This window comes from Myxococcales bacterium (assembly GCA_012513515.1).
Taxonomy (GTDB): domain Bacteria; phylum UBA10199; class UBA10199; order 2-02-FULL-44-16; family JAAZCA01; genus JAAZCA01.
This window is the reverse complement of record JAAZCA010000019.1, coordinates 114,377-135,318: the sequence shown is the minus strand read 5'-3', so window position 1 is coordinate 135,318 and position 20,942 is coordinate 114,377. Positions and strand designations below refer to the sequence as shown.

Below are 20,942 nucleotides of genomic sequence, written 5' to 3'. Positions count from 1 at the left end.
TTTCATCCCTCATGATTGTTTTCCATCGCGGTTTTTTTGCGAAAAACGCCTGCAGCCCTTCGACACCAACGAATTTTATCGGTGAAGAAGACCTCCCCCATTTCAAACAGGAGTTCCAAATGAATCCGCTTGCTGTCCAAACCGTCCAGCTCCTTTATCATCTCGCAATGCTTCGCCTTCATCATCTCAAGCGTACCCCTGATTTTGGTTATTTCCCTCTCGAGAAGCCGAACGGTATATTCGGGCTCGACGTTGAATCCCAAAGCGAACTTGAGCATCGATTCATCGCGCACCACAAGCTTGTCGGCAGGGTCCATCAGGTATGATCTCAGTTCCTTCATGCCCTTCGCGGTTATCGTAAACACCGACTTGTCAGGCCTCCCTCCCTGCCTGTACTTTTTTCTCGTCACGAATCCGCCATCTTCGAGGTTTCCCAAAGTTTTGTATATCTGACCAAAGCTCTCATTCCACAGGGAAGCAAAACCGCTATCGATGTCCTTTTTGATATCATAGCCGGATTTAGGCCTCACCGAGAGCATCCCCAGTATGGCATAGCGGGTCTTGTTCCTTCCCTTGGATGGCATTAGACATTTCCCGTATGTATATATCTACGCTATATATCTATTAGGCATATTAGGTGCGAATTTATGCAAGACTCAACACCCCTTGTCAAGGCGCAGTTGGCGGAAAATCGCGGAGTTTGACCTCATCGTATTTAGGGTGTAGAAAAGAGCACAACTGAGGAGAAAATATATGAATTCAAATAGGGGAACGCATGACATACCGATGGGATACATCTACTGGATTTTCGGATTCATGGGGGCGCACAGGTTTTACTACGGCAGACCGCTTACAGGAACACTCTATTTCTTCACCTTTGGACTTCTGGGGATAGGATGGATAGTCGACCTTTTCCTGATTCCATCGATGGACAGGGAGGCCGACTTGCGTTTTGTGGAAGGTCCGAAAAATTACACCGTGGCATGGATACTTCTGACATTTCTCGGCCTCTTTGGGGCCCACAGGATTTACATGGAAAAATGGGCAACGGGAATACTCTACCTGCTAACCGGCGGGCTCTTCGGAATCGGATACCTATACGACCTCTGGACGCTCAATGATCAGCTCAGTGTAATTAACGGATCGCAGCGCATCGGTTTTTGATTCCAAACCGACGAGTTAGAGCCCCGCTGAGAGAAGATCGACGGTGATTTTATAGGATTCGGCATACCGTACCGTATTCTCGGGAATATCGTAATGCGTCTTTCCATTTTCTGCACTCTTCCTCGGGACATCCTTCGTAGACCCAGTTTGCACAAAATGTTTCGCGCTGTATGCGCTGTGGTTGTATGCAATGGCAATGGCGCTGTCGGAAAGTCCTTTTATCGCATCAGACACAGAAAATCCGTCTTTTCTCAACATCGCACTTATAGTCTGTTTCTTTCTATCTATGAGCAAAAAAACCGCGAGAATGGAATTGTCCAAATCGCAGGCAATCTTCATGAAGTCTTCCCTAATGAGAGTGGGATACTCCCTCGCTATATCATCATAGGCTATAGACATAATCTGAGCGATCCCTTGGGCACCCACTGGACTTTTTACATTGCAGTATGCCTTGGAGCCTTCAAGGGCCACCACCATATCCACACCATCGAAGACATTTCTTATATCTTCATCGCTACCTTTTGCCTTTTGTATACTGGACCAGCGCTTCTCAACATAGATAATTCCCAGAGCCTGGGCATCGGAAATTGAGTGGCTCAGAGGAGCCTTGCCCGAGCCAACAACCAATGATTCAGCGCCTGCCTCCTCTATTTTTGCCCTCGCCTCTTTTACCGCCTGAAGCATCCTCAGGCGCCCGAACGGGGCCAGCCACCCACAATATTCTCTTAAATTTCCTGAAAACATCTCAAAGATATTTTCTTTGCCCTTACCACCCTTGCCCCTGTTTATAGCAAGCAGACGATAGGGGTCTTTTTTAACATCTATCTTAAACGATTTAGGGCGAACCATGATTTTATAATCGCCACTATTGATATCGTACACGAGAAGAGCCTTTTCCCCTTTTCTCACGCTCATCCCTTTTAGTCTTCTATAGAGTCTCTGCACCTGCTCCGGTTTCAAAAGCTCGCGGCAGAAAGTCGCAACGTCTCCGCACCTCCTAACTTCGGTCTGCATCCTCTCCATAAGCTCGAGAAATTTTTTTTCCGGAAGCTCCGCCGCCTTTTGCTTGAGATACAGAGTTATGGATCTCATATACGCCGAATACTCCATCTCAGTGAGCTCACCGCTTGCCATCTCGCCCTTTGCCAATGCGTCGAGTGCGATAAGAAGATCTCTAGAATCCGATATGGCTTTCAGCACGACTTCATCCGAAAATTTTTCTAGATGGGGGAGGAGGGAGGTAACTAGCTGCCTGTCGTCATCTCGATCTCGTTCGAGTTTACCCCCCAAGAGGCGCCATTTTTTCACGAAGGTATTCAAGCCCGTGAAAAACATCGCCGACCACTTCGGATCTGTAATAAGCCTTTGAATTTCATCTCTACCGACTCCATCGTGACCGAATTGAATGAACCTAAGAAACAACTCCAGGTTATATGGATCGTGCGAGTCGATCTCATACGAAGAGAGCTCGCCGTCCAGATTGGTGTCGTACATAAAGTACATGTCAGCCGTGCTCTGCGCAGCCTTTGCTACACTGATCATGCCTTCCTTGGTGCTCACAGACACCTCCGTATTTTTAACAGTCGTAGGAAGTTATCGGCAAAGGAGGGAGTAAAGTTGCTACCGATGTGATAAAATTTAAGGCAATAATTTCAATTACTTACAGTCAGTCCCAGAGGGCGTCTGGCTTGACCATAGTTTCACCCGTGCGGGCATTCACATAATAGAGGGAAAGCCCCATCTCAAACTCATAGTGGAGGTCATCAGAGCCCGGGATGAGGACGAGGTTGGCATCCTCAAGATTGAGGGATTTGGCCGACTCGGATGCCTCGAGCGCGATCCTGTACTCCATCTGGACGGCCTTGAATTCCTCACTGCTCTTTTTGTCGAAGGTGACGAGTTTATCGAATTTTCTTCTTGCCGAATCCGCCTGCAGATAATTCTGTCTGGCGACATCGGCGGCCCTCTGAACGGCCTTCTGCGGAGTTACCGAAGTGTTCCTGTTAAAATCGCGGCTCAGAAAAGGGACTACATCCATATCTGAAATTTCCACTATCGCGCCATTTTCGTCGGTTATAGCAGATATGCCCGCGCCCAGCACCTTCACACTCCTGCCATCCGGGAGGGTGAAATACTGCTGGTAGCTCTTTCTGCCGCCGGTGATAGAAAGAACCTCCTGATCGAGGACGAAATCGCTCGGACCGTTACGAACCTCCAAATCATGGAGGTATTGGGATAGATCGATCGGCGCGAAACTCGCCATATTCGCCGGTTCCTTCGGAGTCTCCTCCGTCCTAAGCATCCTGCGCGCCTTCCCCTCGATGATTATGTCATCAAGTATTGAAGCGCAATATTTTGCGTCCTCCGGAAACTTCTTCAAGAATGCATACGCGCTTCTATAGACGGCGTTGATAAATTCGACGGAATCCGGCGATTTGCTCAGGTAATAAATGGCGTGCTCGTGCATTATGAAAGCAATTACGTCGGCCGCTTTGCAACTGGCGACTGCGATATCGAAGTCGTTCAGCTCACCGCAGACTTCTGATCTCATCCCAGCTTCGATCGCGGACTGAAGCCTCTTCTTCAGACCCCAGAAAAATCCGCCGTAAACCCTACCTCGGCTATGCTCTTCGTGTCCCACCTCATCGAGATTCAGACTGTTGTCAACAGTCCTTAGGCCGACGTTCTTGTTCTCCGGCATGCCGCGCGCCGGAGGAAAATCCTCGCTCATCTCCGGATCATCCATGAAGAATGCCGGGCCGGCATCGGAAAAACCCTCATGTATGCTGCGCCCCTCTCCGGCATACCACTTGCCGAGATTTTTATTCCTGTGATGGAGTATGAGATGGTGTGCCTCGTGACCCACGATGTCGCCATCGGAAGCCAGGTGCCATTTATCCTTGCTAGTGCCGAACGTAAGGTCATCGCTCTGAAATGAGAACCAGGCATTCATATCCTCGACAGCATTGACATGAGCAACGATAGGATGATCTTTCCCATCGTGCGCGCTTCCGATCGCACCCTTCACGTCTATGCCCAGGCTTTGAAGATAGCGCTGAATCTGAGTCAGGGTGTAGTAGGCTTGCACCTGATCAAAGCAGTCGGTTGTCACTTTCGAAAATGGCTTAAAAACTGCGCAGAAAAAATTATTGTGGAGTCTTGTTTGTCCATCGACCTTCGCCCACTCACCGACGAGGCCATCGGGGGTTTCCGGCAGACCACCCAGAAAGACCTTTATGACCTTCTCTTCGCTGGAAACGCGATTTTCCCGTTCCCAAACCTGTGCAAGAGCAAAAGTTCTGTCATCCTTGCTTACCAGCGGCAGCGTCGACATAAAGTCTCCTTTGTTGGATCGTGTGCCGTGGATTTTAATCATTATCCGAACTAGGAATCAAGATGAACTTATTCGACCCAGAATGGGAGGATAGGGGATATATAAAGGAACCTCTGAAAAGCTAGCTGTAACAACAACTTCAACCATAGACAATTGACCATCTCGTCATTCGGGGATGACAACCTTTTCGCCATTCGGGGATGGCAAGCGCATAGCTTTTAGAGGGGCCCTGAATTTGCTGATTTTTCAGAGGTTACTAAGATATATCTTCCCAATCTAGAGCCAAAAGGTGACGATCATTAGCAATCAACTGATTTATATCACTTTTCCCCATTCCTCAATTCAAGAAGAATAAGATAAAGGCGCATCGCATCAGCCTAGAAGTGCATCGAGGGAGTGATCCCCACATACTTTGCTGACAGCTTTGGCATGGCGCTTATAACCGCGACCAGCACCGTAGCCAGGTATGGTATGGATTGAATCATCAGGACTATTATCCAAAGATGCATATCCAGCGTCATCATACCCTTCATGCTGGAAAGAACATAGGCCGAAAGAAGAAGCGCTGTGGCGAAGAGAAGCTCTTCGCGGCATTCCAGCATCGCACGAGCTAGGGCGTGCACGTTGGCCTTCTTGGGCGTCCTGAAGAAAGGTTTGTCGGAGGTTACAATTCCCTGCACGATAGCGCAGGCTATGGTATGCGACAACGCGACACCGGCAAGGGCCGCACCCAGTATGCTGAGAGCGGAGGCCCGCGCACGGAACCTGTAGATGTAGATCATCTTGCCGATCTTGAACGAGAATAGAACAAGCGGAAAAAGCGCAAACTCCACCATCGGGGCGTCTACGCTCCTTGGCGCAAGCAGCATCGCTATCGTCCAGAACAGAGCGGCAAAATTAAAGATCATGTTTGCAGCATCGGCTATCCACGGGAGCCATCCTGCGATAAAATGATATTTTTGTCCCAGCGTCAGGGAATTCCCGGACTTGAACAGTTTTGAAGCGTGTCTTTTCAGAATCTGTATGGATCCGTAGGACCAGCGAAAACGCTGCTTTTTGTAGTCGGTGAAGGTGTCCGGCATCACTCCCTTGCCGTAGCACTTAGGAACATAATGCGCCTCATGCCCCTGCTCAAAAATACGCAGGCCGAGTTCGGCATCCTCCGTGATGCACCACTCCGCCCACCCGCCGACGCTGCTAAGCACCTTCTTTCTTATCAATGTCATCGTTCCATGCTGAATTATCGCATTGCGCTCGTTCCTGGTGATCATGCCTATGAAGAAAAATCCACGATACTCGGAGTAGCACATCGCCTTGAAGGCATTTTCGCCGTCATCGCGATAATCCTGAGGTGCCTGAACTATAGCGACCTTTTCATCGACGAACTGCGGGACCAGATCCCTGAGCCAGTTAGGTTTCACGATGTAATCGCTGTCTATCACGCCTATAACCTGCGCCCTCATATCCGTCTTGCGAAGTGCATAGTTAAGCGCTCCCGCCTTAAAGCCTTCAAGGGAATCCTCGTGATAAAAACGGAATTTATCGCCAAGCTCTTTGCAATAATCACGAACAGGTTGCCACACAGCCGGGTCTTTGGTGTTATTGTCCATCACTATCACTTCAAAATTCGGATAATCGAGCGCAGCCAGGGCGTCGAGAGTTTCCTTCATCATCTCCGGAGGTTCATTGTAGGTTGGAACATGAATGGAAACCATGGGAAGTTGATCGTCCGGTATCTCTATCCTCTTCAGAAAGCGCTTGCGCTCGCGCACCCAAAGCAATTCGGCCCATTCATGTGCCTCAGAAAGTATTATCACAACAACCCCGACCATACCCATAAACATCAGCACCCCGACCAGCATGGAACCTATGGTCATGTATTGCAGGGTATAGTTATAGACATTCCATACGACAACAGTCGTAGCCGCATATACTATTATCGCGAGAAAGCTCTTACCTCTGGTCTTGAGGGTCTTGCTGTCGATCAGCACTATGCTGAGAATTATGATGCCTATCACCACCGATGCGCCGGCGAGTATATACCAGTTGGGAATTGAAACTATAGGTTCGGTAAAAGGGAATTTCGGCTGACGATAGACATCGTAAACTCCCCAGTACGCACCAACCGCACCCTCGGTGTTTCTCTTCCACGGCTGGTCGAAGGCCTCCATTATATAATAGATGTATCCTTCTTCCTCGGCCTTGCGCAAAAATCTCCTTAAAAAGGTAGCCTCATTGGCGAGGGAGGCTACCGATGCCTCCCTGGTTCGACCTTCGCTTGGCCATCCCACCTCGGAAATGACTATCGGTTTTCCGGGGAAATGGGATTTAAGTTCGTTCATCCTGTTTACGATGTAGTCGACCGCAACCTCTACGTGCACACCTTCCCAGTATGGAAGCATATGGACGCCGAGATAGTCCACATGGTCTGCAAGCTCCGGATGCTTGATCCAGACGTGCCAAGGCTCTGCGGTGCTGACCGGCTTCTTGGTCTGCGCCCTTACGCGGTCGAGGTATGAAATCATCTCCTCCACGGTTACGTTGCCTCTCAGCAGCGCCTCATTGCCGACCACGAGCCTCACCACATTTCTATTGGCCTCGGCGGCTTTCACAAGTTCGTTAATTTCTATCTCGTTGTTGTCGCGCCTTTCGTCTATCCAAGCCCCAAGTGTTACGTTGAGCTTATATTTTCTGGCCAGTTTCGGAACGTTACTGTGCAGAGAGTCCATCGCGTAGATTCTCACCGCATGGGCCATCGATGATAGCTTCTTGAGATCCCCCTCTATCTCCTCGTCGGTCGGAAATTCACCTTGGAAGGGATCATCGTCGGCCCTCATGGGAGAATATGAAAAGCCCTGGACGTTGTCCGGCCAGGGTGGCTCTATCTCAGGTCTGTTGATGTAAGCCCAAAAGCTTATATTCAGGACGGCGATGGAAATACCTACCAGCAGATTGGTTTTGTTAAAAAGTTTTTTGAACATACCCTCGGTGATCCGATCCTTTATCTAAATTTTATTTGATTGAGCAGTAGAGGAGCACGACGACCACAGCAAAGCCGACGCAGCTCTCTTCATATTTCCTTTCCCCCTTTTTATTTCTCCCCGGCGAGGTATAGCAGATATAGACAGCCCCGAAAAGATGATTGTTCCTAGATGATATTTTCTTATCGGCTAAAACAGCTTTATATCAAAATATCCCTGTGATATACCGGGCGAGAACCGGTCGCAGTAACCGATGAAATCAAACATTCTGTGGCCCTAAAGGCACATCAACGGAGAAAATATGAAAAAAATAGCAACCATAATGTCACTGGCAGCACTGCTGGCAATTACAGCCATGATCGTGATGAAGTTCGACAAAACTCCTTCAACTCCCTTTTGCGAAGAGCTCTCCGCGGGGAAAGCTCTTCCAGATGTCGACTACGATAAATACAGAGGCGTGGTGAGCGAGATAGTCTCGGCGATGACGCTCGAACAAAAAATCGGACAGATAACGCTGGCCGATATGCAGTCCATAATCGATGAAAACACCGAAAAGATAGATTTCAGCCTGATCGGAAAATACCAAGTCGGCGCCATATATGTGGGGGGGAATGAGATACCGGACGGCAAAGGGGGGTTGATCGACAAAGGCAAAACCTGCGGCTATCTGCAGGAGGATCTTCTCTTCGCCACGCGTGAAAATTGGCGCGAATACGCGGCTAAATCCAACATCCCGGTGGAAGTGAAGCTGCAGGATGGCAGCAAGATATCCATCCCGCCGCTTATAGGAACCGACACGCCGCATGGCAACCAGCACGTCCTCGGCGCGGTTCTCTTTCCACAGAACATAGGAATGGCCGCTACCCACGACCCAAAACTGATGTGCGCGGCGGGATATTTCACGGCGGCGGACGTTATGGATTCCGGATTCAACTGGGGTTTTTCCCCGACGCTCGCGGTATCCCACAACCCCAAATGGGGCCGCTTCTATGAAAGCATGGGGGATAATCCTTCGTTTATAATGCAGATGGCCTTCAACAACATCGCTGGAATGCAGATGACCGATCCATCCAGCGGAAAGATATCGGGCATACTATCCACACCAAAACATTATCTAGGCGATGGCGCCACCTTCGACGGCATAGATGAGGGCGACGTCCCGTTGACAACCGAGAGCGCCGCAAACAATTTTTTTCAGGTCAATGCTTCAGGATACATCGGCGCAATAGAAGCATCTGCCGGAAGCATTATGATAAGCTATAATGCAGTGGCTTCCGACTGGATGAGCGTCAACTCGCAGTATCTATCAAAACTCTTTGACGGATCCCTCGGCAAGCCTTTCGGAGGGTTTCTCGTTTCGGACCAGGCGGCCATAAACAAGATCGCCACGCAGGGGCTTCCGACAGTGCCTAAAAAAATGTCGTACGACGATGCCCTCTCTAAAAGCATCATGGACGGAATGGACATGATCATGACGACGACCCCGTGGACCGTATACAAAGATCTCCCCACATTCATGGCGATAGTCAAAAAGAATATCGAAGGCGGGGCCATATCCATGCAACGCATAGACGAGGCGGTGACGCGGATACTCGCAGTAAAATACGCCATGGGACTGATCGATAAATCCGACGGAAAATGGAAAAGCGCCGTGCGCCCTCCTCTTCCCGAATTTAGAGAAGTCTATCCGGCGGATGGGGTTTCATCCATTGAGGATGCGGCAAAGTCGGCCGCGCTCGAGGCCGCCCGAAAATCTTTGGTACTTTTGAAAAACACCGACGACCTGCTTCCTATCGATCCAGCCCAGATCAAGTACGTGATCCTCACAGGCGAAAGAATCATAGCGACCCAGACTTCCAAAACCGGCAAGAAGCAGATGCTCTACACGAACTACGACAACATCGGAGTCCAAAACGGCGGATGGACCCTCACCTGGCAGGGAGCAGAGGGGAATGTTCTGTGGAGCGGTGAAAACAAGAAGAGCTCCGGAGCAGCCAGTCTCTTCGATGGAATCTCTAAAATAATATCGAAAAACGGAGATACGGCCCAGATACTTCGCCCGCAATATGCGAAGATCGGGGACTTGGATGAGGTACAGGCGGCGCGCTCCGCCTTCATCGAAAAACTCAACTCGATCCCGGACATGACGGCGCAAAACACCGTTGTCGTAGCCGCTATAGCGGAGCATCCATACGCGGAATTTATGGGAGATATAGATGTACCATATTGTCGGAATAACGATGGAGACTTCGAAAGCGGATGTCTTTATAACCTGCACTTCAACTGGTACGCACCGTATCAGCAGAGCTCCACGCTTGAAATCGGCTTCAGCGAATTCGACGAACTTGTGATGCTCGCGGTAAAAAACAAAGCGCCGGAAATTCCCGTGATAACAGTCCTATTTTCCGGAAGGCCGATGCTGATAGACTCTGCGCTCGAAAAGAGCGGGGCATTTTTGGCGGCATTTCTCCCCGGGCCCACCGGAGGGGATGCGATAGCCGACGCAATCTTCGGCGAATATCTTTTCTGCGATGGAATGTCAGTGGAGGATGGAATCACCTGCAGAAAAAATTCGGCCAACACATTGCCCGTCGATTGGATGAGGGGGATGGAACAGCTAAAGGGTTTTCCTGACTATGACGCCGGCGCCCCCGGCATACCGAGAATCCCCGATCCGCTATTTCCTTCCGGATACGGACTGCGGACGGTCAGGACATCTCGATAGGTCAAAGGCGGAGATTCAATCTAAACCGAATCGCCCTTTTTGTCAGATAGTGAGGCCTCCATCTGCATGAAGGCGCGGGCGAGATCTCCTATCTCATCTTTGCGTGCGGTCCCCACAGGAGGAAGGCTGAAGTCGCCGGAGGCTATTTTCTGCGCACTGGATGAAAGAAGCTTTATGGGGCGAACCATATACCTGGCGGCAAAAATAAGGAGCACGCCCATAAGCGCCAGACCAACCACTCCGACAAGAATCATGCGAGCGTGAAGGCTTTCAAGTGGATCCCCCACAAGACTGGCAGGGAAGACGATCCCCAGCGACCATCCGGTTTGCGGTATGGGACCGTAAGCTATCCAGGATTTTTCTAGCGTTATGGGATCGACCAGCGCTATGAAATCGGAAAGCCCGCCAACCATGTGCAAGCCAAGCTTCTTGATCTGCTGGTCATTTTTTTGTGCGGCTAAATCGAAAATCGTCCTGTCTATATTCCAGTCATCCCCTTTCATAGAAAGGAAGGAGCCGGAACTGCTCAGCAAAAACGCATATCCCCCTTCCCCGACCGATATGGAGTCTATCTCATCGGTAAGATCGGATATCGCCAAATCCACTGTGGCAACCCCCCAAAATTTTCCATCCTTGTTGAAGGGCTGTGAAAAAGTCACCATGGCCGTGCCGCCACCCCCCTCGTCGACATATGGAATCCCCCATGATCCCCTGCCGGTCTTCCTCGGAACGGTAAACCATTCCCAGCGGGCATAGTTATAACCCGGAGCCGTAAGGTCGGACTGTTTGTATCCATCTTTGGAACGATAATAGTACTGGGCAACCAAAAACTCTTCCTGGCTGAACTCTCCCGGCTCGAACGCGACAGCGGAACCACAGAGCTCGGGATGAGCCGTGAGGGTGGCCTGAATAAGGGACGCTATTTCGGCCTCGTTCGCAGGCCTTAGAGTTTCAACCGCGACCGCTATCTCCTCCGCTATCATTTCGGCCGCCTTGATGTTGGCGTTGAGCTTCCAAGCGTATGATTTTTGCATATTTTTGGCACTTTCCCCAACCTGACTTACCAGAAGCCCCTTCATGGTCATGATCCCGATCGCTATCAGGAAGCTTATCACGAAGGCGGAAAGGAGAAGCACCGACACCAAAAGCTGATCTCTTATTTTCATAGTGGCGGGATACTATTACATGGCAGGAGATTACACAAGAATTCATCTGATGAAACGGAGGATGCAGTGATGGCGCGTGGAAAAAATTTCTACCTGGCGCCTATTCTGAAAAATACACTGCTGGCATGGTCTGATTCCCCATCGAATGAGCCCTTCGGGAATATGTATGCCCCAACCCCAGCCCAGGCAGCGCACGTTTTATCGAGGCAGGCGCCCAGTTCCACACCAACGCCGGAACTCGGCACGACTCCGTGAAGCAGTCGGCTTAAATTGAGGTTTTGAGGATAGAAACGCACGCTCAGGCCGTTTGCCGCTTCTATCCCCACGAATGGCGAAATCGAAACTATGGAATCAGCTCTAAATGCGGCAAGCCTGTGATTATCAATCGACGCGTCGATGGTGCTTCCTCCGGTGAATCTCACCCCTCGGCCGACCTCCCTGGAACGCCATAGAAAGGAGAGAAAAAATTGAGTGGATGAATAGTCCATGGAAAGCCCGCGGTGGGTATCGAAAAATTCATGATTCGCGGCCACCCCTAGCTCGAGTGAGGCATCGCTATCCAGCTTCGAGTTTTTCAAGATTCCGTTATCCCAGATCAGACAACCACACGACAGGTATCTTGGATTGTAAGCCTTTATGACCCCGTTGGACTCATCAGCCATGCCAACCTCCGTTAAATTGCCATTCTCTATAATAATGCCAGCAAGACGCTTGCCAACAATCCAGCTGAGTCATATAAGGCGCATTAATTTACAAAAGTGTCAAGATGGATAGTCTTGATCACAGGGGGGGAAAGATGAGCGATCTGACTTCGTACAGATACTTGTTTGACGGAAATGATCCATACCACAGGTTGCTTGAACATCTGCATGCCGACGGGGTAACTGACGAAGAGATAGATCGGGGTTTCTGCCAGATCGATTACTACAGGCCCGGCGAGTGGGGACCGGTCGAAGGGGCGCAGGACTTCAGGATAGATAAGCGCGAGGTTTTGGAATACGCTGCGGCAAACTGGAAAAAATACGCCCCCGTCATAGAAAAAACTCTCGGGATGAAAACGTACTGGTCCCTGGAGACCTTTCACATCGACCCGAAAACCGCAGAAGAGAGGGAGGTATCACTCAGCGACAAACACCTATGGAATGAGCGCCTTACCGAGGCAATCTCTATAATAGAATCCGATTTGCAGCGACTTGGCATTGCCAAGGGCTCGGATGAATACCGCTTTAAATTCGCCGACGCCTTAAACACTATCTTCCGATTCCCCAACAAGAATATGATGGAGCGCTTTGAGAAAAAACAGATAGAAGATTTTAAAAAGCAGCTTAAATTCGACGACCTCGGAATGCCGACCCTTTGCGCCTTCCTTTTGGAAAATGGGGGCTATGGTGAAAGACCCGCACCTGACAACAGCTACCAAAGTTCCATACGTTCCTGTCAGATTCAATTAGTTTGCATTACGGGAATCTTTCTCCTCTATAACATGATGGATACAGCCGGCCTCGAACCGATCTTTGTCGAACTCACGGGCATGAGGAAAGACCGTCTGATATGCAATGAGACCTATATCACAAGGACAGGGATCGCGCTAAAAAGCTCTGCCGGAGATTGGAAGGTGTTCGATCCCATCATGGGAAGGGACAATCCTGAAAGAGAGATCTTCTATCCACTTAGCCATAGGCAGGCCCTTGAGAATACAAACAACATGGGCGACCTTGCGAAAAAGATAGTCAAAACCGAAGACCCGTTCAATAAAACTGTCCTAGCAGAAACCGAGACCAGCGCCGATGGCATAAAGTCCATGTTCTATATTTTCAGAAACATCCTCGCCATCAAGGATGATAGTGATGATGGGAAAAAAGCCCTGGCAAGAACCTTGAGTTCGGACCCTAAAAAACACCATCCGATTTTTTACCCTATAATTTTGATGGCAACATCCAAAGACGACGTATCCGCTATGGAGTCAATGAAAAAGCTGGAGGGACATACCGGCATCCCCGATAACGCGTTTCTAAGCTATGTCTACATGATAAGTTCTTCGTTTTCTAAACTCCCGGAGGATGTCATAAGAACCCATCTCGACAGACTCATCGATGCCGATCCATCATGCAACTCGGCCTACGACGCATATCTCGATGCGGATTACGAAGGAACCATAACACTGGATGCCGCAACAAAGGAAGATTACTATAAAAAGGCATTGAATGGCGTCCCTTCTTCAGACAGTTTATATTTGAAGCTTCAGTTCCGCAGAGCTGAGCACTATCAGGACTCTGGTCGCACGGAAGAAGCCAAGGAAATACTTCTCTCCATTCTCAGGGCAGACAAAAATGATCTTTGCTGGAAAGGGAATGCTTGCCTTCTTTGGGCATTTATCGAGGCATCCGATGGAAACGGTGGAATCAGGCAGCTCAAAGAATTGATGGAATTCATTGAAAAGAAACGCCCGGGCTTGGATGATCTGAAAGATATGGAGGCCGTGTTAAAATATGCCGTAAAGCTCTCCTCGAACGAAAGATATTCCAAGGTAATAAATGAAAATCCTGAATTCCGCTTGGAATTTATGAATACGTTAGCCCTTCTTTCGAGGTTCTTTCTTAAATACGGAAAACCGGAACGGGCTCTTCCCGGAGTGGAAAAAGCCATAACGATCAGCGACGATTTAGACTGGTTGGCGCACATGATAGTCAAACACGAGATATTGCTTCAGCAGGGCAAAATTGCGGAGGCAAAGGCTCTCTGGACCGAAATCGACCACATGATGTTCGAGGAGTGAATATGATTACTACAAGAATAGAAAATGCGGCCGTAGGCGCTTTGCTGGACACGATGATCAAAGACGGCATCAAGAAAACCGAAATCGATCTCGATGGGGACGGAAGCATCTCCAATTTTGAAATCATGGAAACCGCGCTAAGATATCCCCAGAAATATCATCGCCAGATAAGCTCCATAGCTGGCAGATCCATCCCATGGCTTTTGGACGACTATGACCCATCCACAATCGCCGACAAAAAAATAAGAGAAGACGCCGATGCCTTTATGGCAAAGGTGAAGGCCAGGTTGACGCAACAAGGTCTGAAACCTTCCGATGATCTGTACAAAACCTCGCTTGCCAACGCCATCTATGCCTATGTGTACACACCGACTAAGGAACAGTTCGAAAAAGCATACGGCGAAGACAGAGGCGGTTACAATCTGTTCCGCGATGAATTTTACTACATGGGCATGCCTACGATCTACGACGACATGATCACGAGTGGAGGCCTCGGTCTTCCCATCGTCCCCATAGATGCCGAGCTGGAAGCGACCGCATTGGAGACCATACAGAAAGGCAGAGGACTCTGCACGGAGCGAAGCAAGGTAATATTCGCCCTCTTCGAACGAGCAGGACTCAATCCGGTATTTGCTCGCATGACCGGAAGAGATGTCGAAAAGAGCACGTTGGATCACTTCAGTGCTTTGGGAACCCCCATTGAACCTCCGTATAGCGAAAGAGATTATACCGAGGGTCACATCATCGTAGGTATACCGACAGGCCGGAAGATGCTCTACTTCGAGCCCAACGTACCTAGTCACATGGGCGACATGTTCGATGACTACGCAAAGAATATAAGCCTGACCGAAATGTTACAAGTCGAAATGGGCAATCTGATTCAAAACTATATTGAAGCAAAAGATATGGATTCTGCCAGAAGGATGGTTGATGGCGGGCTTTTGTTGGGGGACACATGGTCAAGTGGAAATATGATTTTTTATAAACACATGCTCGACGCAATCGCATCAAGCCAGTACGAACCACTGGAGGAACAGCTCGTCGAAGTTCTGGCGAAAAATCCGTATATGTTTCCTGCGAGGGCTATGTATTGCCAACATCTCCTGCAGCAATCGAGACTCAATGAAGCTGAGGAATGCCTAAATGAGATGCCTCAGGATTCCATACAGAGGTTGATTATGGGCGCTGCACTGGCAAGCCAAAGGGGGAATTACGAGGGAGAAAGGGAAATCCTCAGAAAAATATACACAGGCGGCGCAGAGGGAAAGGGCATGATTCTTCAACATATCGCTTCATCCTACTTCAAAGAAGGAAAGACCGGCGAAGCGCTGGAATCTCTGGAACTAGCTATAACTGAAGACCCCAACGAACTCTCGACCTATGACATCCTGTTCAACCTGTACTTGAGTGAAGGCCAGAAAGATAAGACAATAGAGTTTCTCAGGCGTTATACATCGGCAAACCCTTTTAATCTGTACATCATGAACACAGGAATTAATCTATACGCGGATTCCGGGCGTAAAGATGAGGCGGAGCAATATCTCAAACGCTACCTGCTTGTTTCCGCGCTGACGGTAAAAACGATATCACTCGAAGATACCAAAAATCTGATCGCACTCGCAAAACGCTTCGATATGTGGGAATACCTCCTCAAATGCCTTGATATCTTGGCCGATAGAAACGGCAATTCCCTGCCTTTGGCATATGCAAGAACGGTCGTCGTCGGTAAAACAAAGTACGGGCCGGATCAAATGGATTTAACTTTTACATCGCTTATAAAATTGGCTTATGTCGAGCTGATCAAAAACCATCGGGGTTCGGCAGTAAAAGAGAACGGCGAAAATACCGAAAACGCCTACGTGCACCGCGATTTATATTGGGATCTGGCCGAGCTGCCGCAGAAAAAGGAACATTGGTCGCTTCTTCGCGATCTCTGCCTCTCGGTGAAAATGCCCGAATATAATTTCTTGGCCCTTCATGCAGCATGGGCGAGCCGCGACAAAGAGCTTATCACGACTGCACTCGCATTCTACGATAGAACATTCGATCTTAGCAAAGGCAGTCCTACCGATTTCATGTACGAACCGCTGGAGCTCCTGATGAAGACGGTCGAAAAACTCCCTAAGGAGATGCTCGCAGACAAGGAATTCGGGAGAAGAATGAAATCTTTCGTCAAATTCTTCATCCGAGTCTGCGAAGTAAACGATCGGGCTGATTCAGCCGAAGGGGCGGAAGCATTTTTAAAAATTTTCTGACCCGGACGATACCGATAAGAGCGCAGATGAAAATGCTATAAAACCCGCGGTAATCGGGCAAGGCGCGCTTTGGTCCATTCGTCCAAAACCTTACAAATCATTAAGATTAAGAAGAAGAAGGTACTAAGCGGAATCCCCGTTCCGACCGCTCACCAGTCACGGTTGTTACGGGATCCCCGATTAAAGCACTCGGGGATGACAACCTTCTCGTCATTCGGGGATGACGACCTTCTCACCATTCAGGGATGACACCATGAATGTCATTCCCGCGGCACTAAGCCGCCGCTACTGCGGGGCAAACGGAAATCCATTGCCGACAGTTCAGCAGCCGCTAAATCCAGGCAACTTATTGTAATTATTATATATTTTTCTAGCAACTCTTACCCTCTCTCCAGCCGACAATACAAATAGGAGGGGGCATAGCATGAGCCTATCCGTTCGTAAGATCGATACAAGAAAATCGCTCGAAGCCTTGGACCCTAGGAGTTCAAGCGGAGATAGGTTGGATGTCGAAGAACTCGACAGTTCCCTCGTCCCTCCCCGACAGTTTGTCCCGAAAGGGGATGCGGGGAGGGTTTCTACTCATCCGCTGAGCGACAAGGATAAGGTATTGAGAAAGCTGGCTGATTCCATGGCCGCCGCGCCCAACTCCGTTGAAAATGACGGTTTGCCTAACGCCGACGGGGTGGCGCAGCAGCTCCCCGATAATGCCGAACTATTTGCGCACGCGCAGTCAAGGTTGAAAGAGCTCGGATTTTCTCTCTCCACCATCAGCGCAGAGGATCTCCAAAAAATCGATAGAAATCTCCTGCGCGTCATCGCCTCTTCTGAAGAGGTGGGAAGGGTCCTTGGAACGATCAAAAAACACCATCCGGGCGTAGGAACCCTCTATTTCTCCGACCTTGAAAGGATTGCAATGGTGGACGGCAATGTCGATGCTACGTCATGGCTCGAGGAATTCGCGGCCCTCATTCCTGATGGCAACAAGTTGGGGGAGTCCGGGATTGGTTACAGTGTATCGGATGATGTACCGTTTGATCTCGTTGTGAAGATTGCGGGGACAAGAGACGGAAAGAAGGTGCTTGAGTTTTTCAAGGAATATCGGGCACTGGCCAGCTTCAAGCTTCTAAAAGTGATTTTAGACAAGGGTTACAGTAGATCCATCGCGCCGCTGAACAAGTTCGTGAAGGGTGAATATTGCAGGATCATGCTCAGAGAGTTCAGGGTGACGTCCATTAAACCTGACGATGTAGTGTGTACGGCATTTCCCTCATCATCGTCATGGAGCTATACATTTGAGCAGGAGTTCATAGAGGGCGTAAAAAAGATCCTGTCGGCGAGCGACCAACTCGGTGACTTCAGAAAGCCAGACAACGTACACGATCTTTACGGAATATATTGTATATCGCAGGGCCTTTTCAGGAAATTTTCTAAACTCCCCGCCGACATACTGAAGATCTACTCGGAATATAATGGCGCCTTTGCAGATTCAACCACCATTGTTGATTTAAATGGGGATAAAATCACGATCAACAGTTTTATATATGCCATAGCCGCCATGCTTAATGAGGATGAAAAACTACCGGAGATGTTCGCTAGAAGTCTTAGGCATCTTGGCATGAATTTGCCCCAAAACAATAGTGATCATAATGGTATGCTCGTCTTGCTGTCAGCGTCGCTCAAATCGTACGAGCAGACAGGGGTCGTAGCAAGCGAAGAATTCGCGCAATGGTACAACTCCGCTTCCGACGATGGCATACTGCCGAAACCGAAATGGCACAGTATAAAGTCGGACATGGCATGCCTTGTGAAGATATTCCGAAATAAAGATGCCTTCGAAAAGCTTTCTCAACTCGGGATACAATTCGAATATCTCCATCTGAGTGAAATTTTTGAAAGCGACATACTGGTCAACCTCTTAAAGGACGACACATCCATTCGAAGGATAGTTGATGTGATGAACAAAAAGGATGTTTTCTCTCCGCAACTTTTTATCAGATATATGAAGTTCGTTGCGCTCGGAGGAGATCTTACCACTTTGGATTCCGTTGCGAAGGCTGGGCTTGAGGTGGTATATGATAACCCCCTCTTGATGGTCCCGCTGAAGGAGAGAGAATATATCCTTCGCAGTCAGGTATTTGGGAGGTTCGCAGAATACGCGGTAAAAGAGTTGCTCCACAATGAGCGCGTTGACAAGGCAGACTTGATGTACCTTTCTGAGATATTTATCAGCGGCATCGGTGAAAAGGAGGATGTGGTCAGGCGTCTGAAAGAGGATGACCGAAGCGAATGGTCTGCGCTGGATGAGAAAATAAGAGGTATCCTTGAAAGCGAAAAGTTCAGCAGCATAGTAGAGTCATTAGTGTCAAAATTTAAAGTTCGAAACAGCGAACTTCTGGCAAGCGCCCTCTATCTTTATCAGAGCGGTGTCCCTATGGATGATATCTATAAGATATCGGATCAATTGGGCAGGGAGGTCAAATTAAATGACATCGGCCTCCTTGTCGCCATAGCACAGGACGAGGAGCTGGGGCGCCTTGTGGGAGATAGAAAGGCGCTTGTCTCCAAAGTGAAGAGTGCGATGGTGGGAAATCCCGCGGTCCTTAGAAGCTACGAAAAAACACCATACTACAATGAGCGTCCGGATATCGATAATTTCGATAACGCATTCCTCATCAGGGCCTATATCATGTTGAGGATGATGGCGGATGACGCAGTTCTAAGCGAGGTCGATACAATGGTCGAAAGGGATATACTAGATACCAGGACGGAGCATGGAGGTGTCATCATATACGACCCGCAGCGCAGGCGTTTTCTCTTCAAGGATATCACCTCCACTTCCTTCTCTGATGGCTCCTATTTGAAATCTCGCCATGATCCGACGGGGATGGTATTTATTTTCCACTTTCACGCATTAAGCGACGACCAGAGAGAGTTTGCCGGACCCAGTTGGGGGACAATCTGGTCAGACGGCGCAGACGACCTTTCTTCGTCGCGGAGGGGGGGTCAGACGGGATTAGTGGTAACCCCTTGCGGGCGGGAGAAGGAGAAACTCATCCTAAACTTTGACATATACGAAGGTTCTTCGAATGGGGATAAGGTCCTCGACCTTGGCACCAGAAAGGCCTCCGCCAAGTAATTGCCTGCCTTGACTACAATGCGAACAACCGATGCACGCATGTCGAAGGGAGGCGCCGGACTTTCGCCTCCGTAAAGGCAGGAATCTCACCCTCAAAACTCCTCGGCCGGAACTAAATTTTAGCTTGTTTTACAGCCGGGGTATCACTATACACCCTCCCTAAACTTTACAAGGAATCGGAGAATTTCGATGGGTCACAACAATAAATGCTGTCCCGGCAAGGCCAAATATCTCTCCGGCAAGAGGATTTTGCCGGAGGCGATCTCGAAAAACAGCAGCATAGTAAGCGTCATCGACAATCTCGACGCCTACAATGGCGGTAGGTTACGCGCCGCATGCCATCTGATGCGCGACAGGTATTCCAAGGATGAAGTCACGGTGGGTCTTAGCCTCGCCGGGGCGCTAACGCCGGCAGGGCTCGGGCCATCTGCTGTAATTCCGCTCATGAACCACGGCTTCGTTGACTGGATATCCGCAACCGGCGCTAACATGTACCACGACATACACTACGCCTTCAACCTCCCCCTCTTCCGCGGCAGCCATAACGTTAACGATGCCGACCTGAGGGACAAGGGGGTGACTAGAATCTATGACATCCTTTTCGATTACGAAGACATCCTGATGGAGACCGATCGCAAACTCCGCGAAATACTCGTCCGCCCTGAATTTCAAAAAGAGATGGGGACGCGTGAATTCTACCACCACCTCGGAAAGGTGTTGGACGAGTGCGAACGCAAAAATAATACCGGTCAGGTCAGCATAGTTGCGGCGGCCTACAGAAACGGCATACCGGTATTCACGTCATCGCCCGGCGACTCCACAATCGGCATGAACGTCGCCGGCGTCGAGCTGCTCGCCGAGGCATCCGGTCTCACTGATCACTTTAAATTGAAGATCAACCCCAGCATCGACGTCAACGACTCCACCGCCATCATCCTCAATGCGAAACAGTATGAAAAGGGAAAGACCGGCGTAATCCTTGTCGGCGGAGGAAGCCCGAAGAATTTCATGCTGCAGACAGAACCGCAGATCCAGGAAGTTCTCATGATACCTGAGGCCGGGCAGGACTACGACATCAACATAACCGACGCGCGCCCCGATACCGGCGGTCTTTCTGGCGCTCCGCCATCGGAAGCGGCGAGTTGGGGAAAGATCGATCCAACTCAGCTCGATGAAACCGTCACGGCGTATTTGGATGTGACCCTCGCCTTCCCTCTTCTCGTGGCCTACACGATTCAAACCACCTCGCCCAAGAAGTTGAAGCGGCTCTACGACCGCGGCGACGAGTTAAGGCAAAAGCTCATCAAGTCATATCTTGAGAACAACAAAGAGGTCGAACATTTGAGAGGCCTCATTAAAAAACTCGGCGAATAGATCTTTGCCTCACACGGAGGAATAAAAA

General features: G+C 49.5%; 12 protein-coding genes. 6 read left to right on the top strand and 6 right to left on the bottom strand.

Annotated elements, in window-relative coordinates:
- Nucleotides 1-2: 2 nt before the first annotated feature.
- Nucleotides 3-584: a PadR family transcriptional regulator gene (locus GX659_04330; protein ID NLD28016.1), complete on the bottom strand. Its 582-nt coding sequence runs from the start codon at nucleotides 582-584 to the stop codon at nucleotides 3-5.
- A 169-nt stretch (nucleotides 585-753) separates the two neighbouring features.
- Between GX659_04330 and GX659_04325 the strand changes: the two genes are divergently transcribed.
- The gene (locus tag GX659_04325; GenBank protein NLD28015.1) at nucleotides 754-1,164 is read left to right on the top strand and encodes a TM2 domain-containing protein; all 411 of its coding nucleotides are present in this window, start codon (nucleotides 754-756) and stop codon (nucleotides 1,162-1,164) included.
- A gap of 15 nt (nucleotides 1,165-1,179) precedes the next feature.
- On the opposite strand, the gene GX659_04320 is transcribed toward GX659_04325, so the two are convergent.
- The 3 genes from GX659_04320 to GX659_04310 form a co-directional block, all read right to left on the bottom strand.
- The gene (locus GX659_04320; protein ID NLD28014.1) at nucleotides 1,180-2,724 is read right to left on the bottom strand and encodes a hypothetical protein; all 1,545 of its coding nucleotides are present in this window, start codon (nucleotides 2,722-2,724) and stop codon (nucleotides 1,180-1,182) included.
- Between the two features lie 106 nt (nucleotides 2,725-2,830).
- The gene (locus GX659_04315; GenBank protein ID NLD28013.1) at nucleotides 2,831-4,498 is read right to left on the bottom strand and encodes a hypothetical protein; all 1,668 of its coding nucleotides are present in this window, start codon (nucleotides 4,496-4,498) and stop codon (nucleotides 2,831-2,833) included.
- 377 nt (nucleotides 4,499-4,875) lie between these two features.
- Nucleotides 4,876-7,479, bottom strand: a complete 2,604-nt coding sequence (locus GX659_04310; protein ID NLD28012.1) for a glycosyltransferase — start codon at nucleotides 7,477-7,479, stop codon at nucleotides 4,876-4,878.
- Between the two features lie 301 nt (nucleotides 7,480-7,780).
- On the opposite strand from GX659_04310, the gene GX659_04305 reads away from it, so the two are divergent.
- On the top strand, nucleotides 7,781-10,204 hold the full coding sequence (locus GX659_04305; GenBank protein NLD28011.1) for a hypothetical protein: 2,424 nt from the start codon (nucleotides 7,781-7,783) through the stop codon (nucleotides 10,202-10,204).
- 20 nt (nucleotides 10,205-10,224) lie between these two features.
- Here GX659_04305 and GX659_04300 read toward each other — a convergent pair whose 3' ends face one another.
- Nucleotides 10,225-11,370, bottom strand: a complete 1,146-nt coding sequence (locus GX659_04300; GenBank protein NLD28010.1) for a HAMP domain-containing protein — start codon at nucleotides 11,368-11,370, stop codon at nucleotides 10,225-10,227.
- A gap of 89 nt (nucleotides 11,371-11,459) precedes the next feature.
- Nucleotides 11,460-12,032 (bottom strand): hypothetical protein, encoded by a 573-nt coding sequence (locus GX659_04295; protein ID NLD28009.1) that lies wholly within the window; start codon nucleotides 12,030-12,032, stop codon nucleotides 11,460-11,462.
- Between the two features lie 134 nt (nucleotides 12,033-12,166).
- On the opposite strand from GX659_04295, the gene GX659_04290 reads away from it, so the two are divergent.
- From GX659_04290 to GX659_04275, 4 genes are all read left to right on the top strand, one after another.
- The gene (locus GX659_04290) at nucleotides 12,167-14,146 is read left to right on the top strand and encodes a hypothetical protein (protein ID NLD28008.1); all 1,980 of its coding nucleotides are present in this window, start codon (nucleotides 12,167-12,169) and stop codon (nucleotides 14,144-14,146) included.
- A 2-nt stretch (nucleotides 14,147-14,148) separates the two neighbouring features.
- Entirely contained in the window at nucleotides 14,149-16,401 is a 2,253-nt protein-coding gene (locus GX659_04285; protein ID NLD28007.1) for a hypothetical protein, read from the top strand.
- A 424-nt stretch (nucleotides 16,402-16,825) separates the two neighbouring features.
- Complete coding sequence (locus GX659_04280) at nucleotides 16,826-19,540, top strand: hypothetical protein (GenBank protein ID NLD28006.1); 2,715 nt, start codon at nucleotides 16,826-16,828, stop codon at nucleotides 19,538-19,540.
- 189 nt (nucleotides 19,541-19,729) lie between these two features.
- Nucleotides 19,730-20,914, top strand: a complete 1,185-nt coding sequence (locus GX659_04275) for a deoxyhypusine synthase (protein ID NLD28005.1) — start codon at nucleotides 19,730-19,732, stop codon at nucleotides 20,912-20,914.
- The last annotated feature ends 28 nt before the right edge of the window (nucleotides 20,915-20,942 follow it).

Coding starts and splice junctions, on each gene's coding strand:
- GX659_04315 (NLD28013.1), bottom strand. CDS start 4,498: ATGTCGACGCTGCCGCTGGTAAGCAAGGATGACAGAACTTTTGCTCTT.
- GX659_04275 (NLD28005.1), top strand. CDS start 19,730: ATGGGTCACAACAATAAATGCTGTCCCGGCAAGGCCAAATATCTCTCC.
- GX659_04280 (NLD28006.1), top strand. CDS start 16,826: ATGAGCCTATCCGTTCGTAAGATCGATACAAGAAAATCGCTCGAAGCC.
- GX659_04325 (NLD28015.1), top strand. CDS start 754: ATGAATTCAAATAGGGGAACGCATGACATACCGATGGGATACATCTAC.
- GX659_04330 (NLD28016.1), bottom strand. CDS start 584: ATGCCATCCAAGGGAAGGAACAAGACCCGCTATGCCATACTGGGGATG.
- GX659_04305 (NLD28011.1), top strand. CDS start 7,781: ATGAAAAAAATAGCAACCATAATGTCACTGGCAGCACTGCTGGCAATT.
- GX659_04290 (NLD28008.1), top strand. CDS start 12,167: ATGAGCGATCTGACTTCGTACAGATACTTGTTTGACGGAAATGATCCA.
- GX659_04285 (NLD28007.1), top strand. CDS start 14,149: ATGATTACTACAAGAATAGAAAATGCGGCCGTAGGCGCTTTGCTGGAC.
- GX659_04310 (NLD28012.1), bottom strand. CDS start 7,479: ATGTTCAAAAAACTTTTTAACAAAACCAATCTGCTGGTAGGTATTTCC.
- GX659_04300 (NLD28010.1), bottom strand. CDS start 11,370: ATGAAAATAAGAGATCAGCTTTTGGTGTCGGTGCTTCTCCTTTCCGCC.
- GX659_04295 (NLD28009.1), bottom strand. CDS start 12,032: ATGGCTGATGAGTCCAACGGGGTCATAAAGGCTTACAATCCAAGATAC.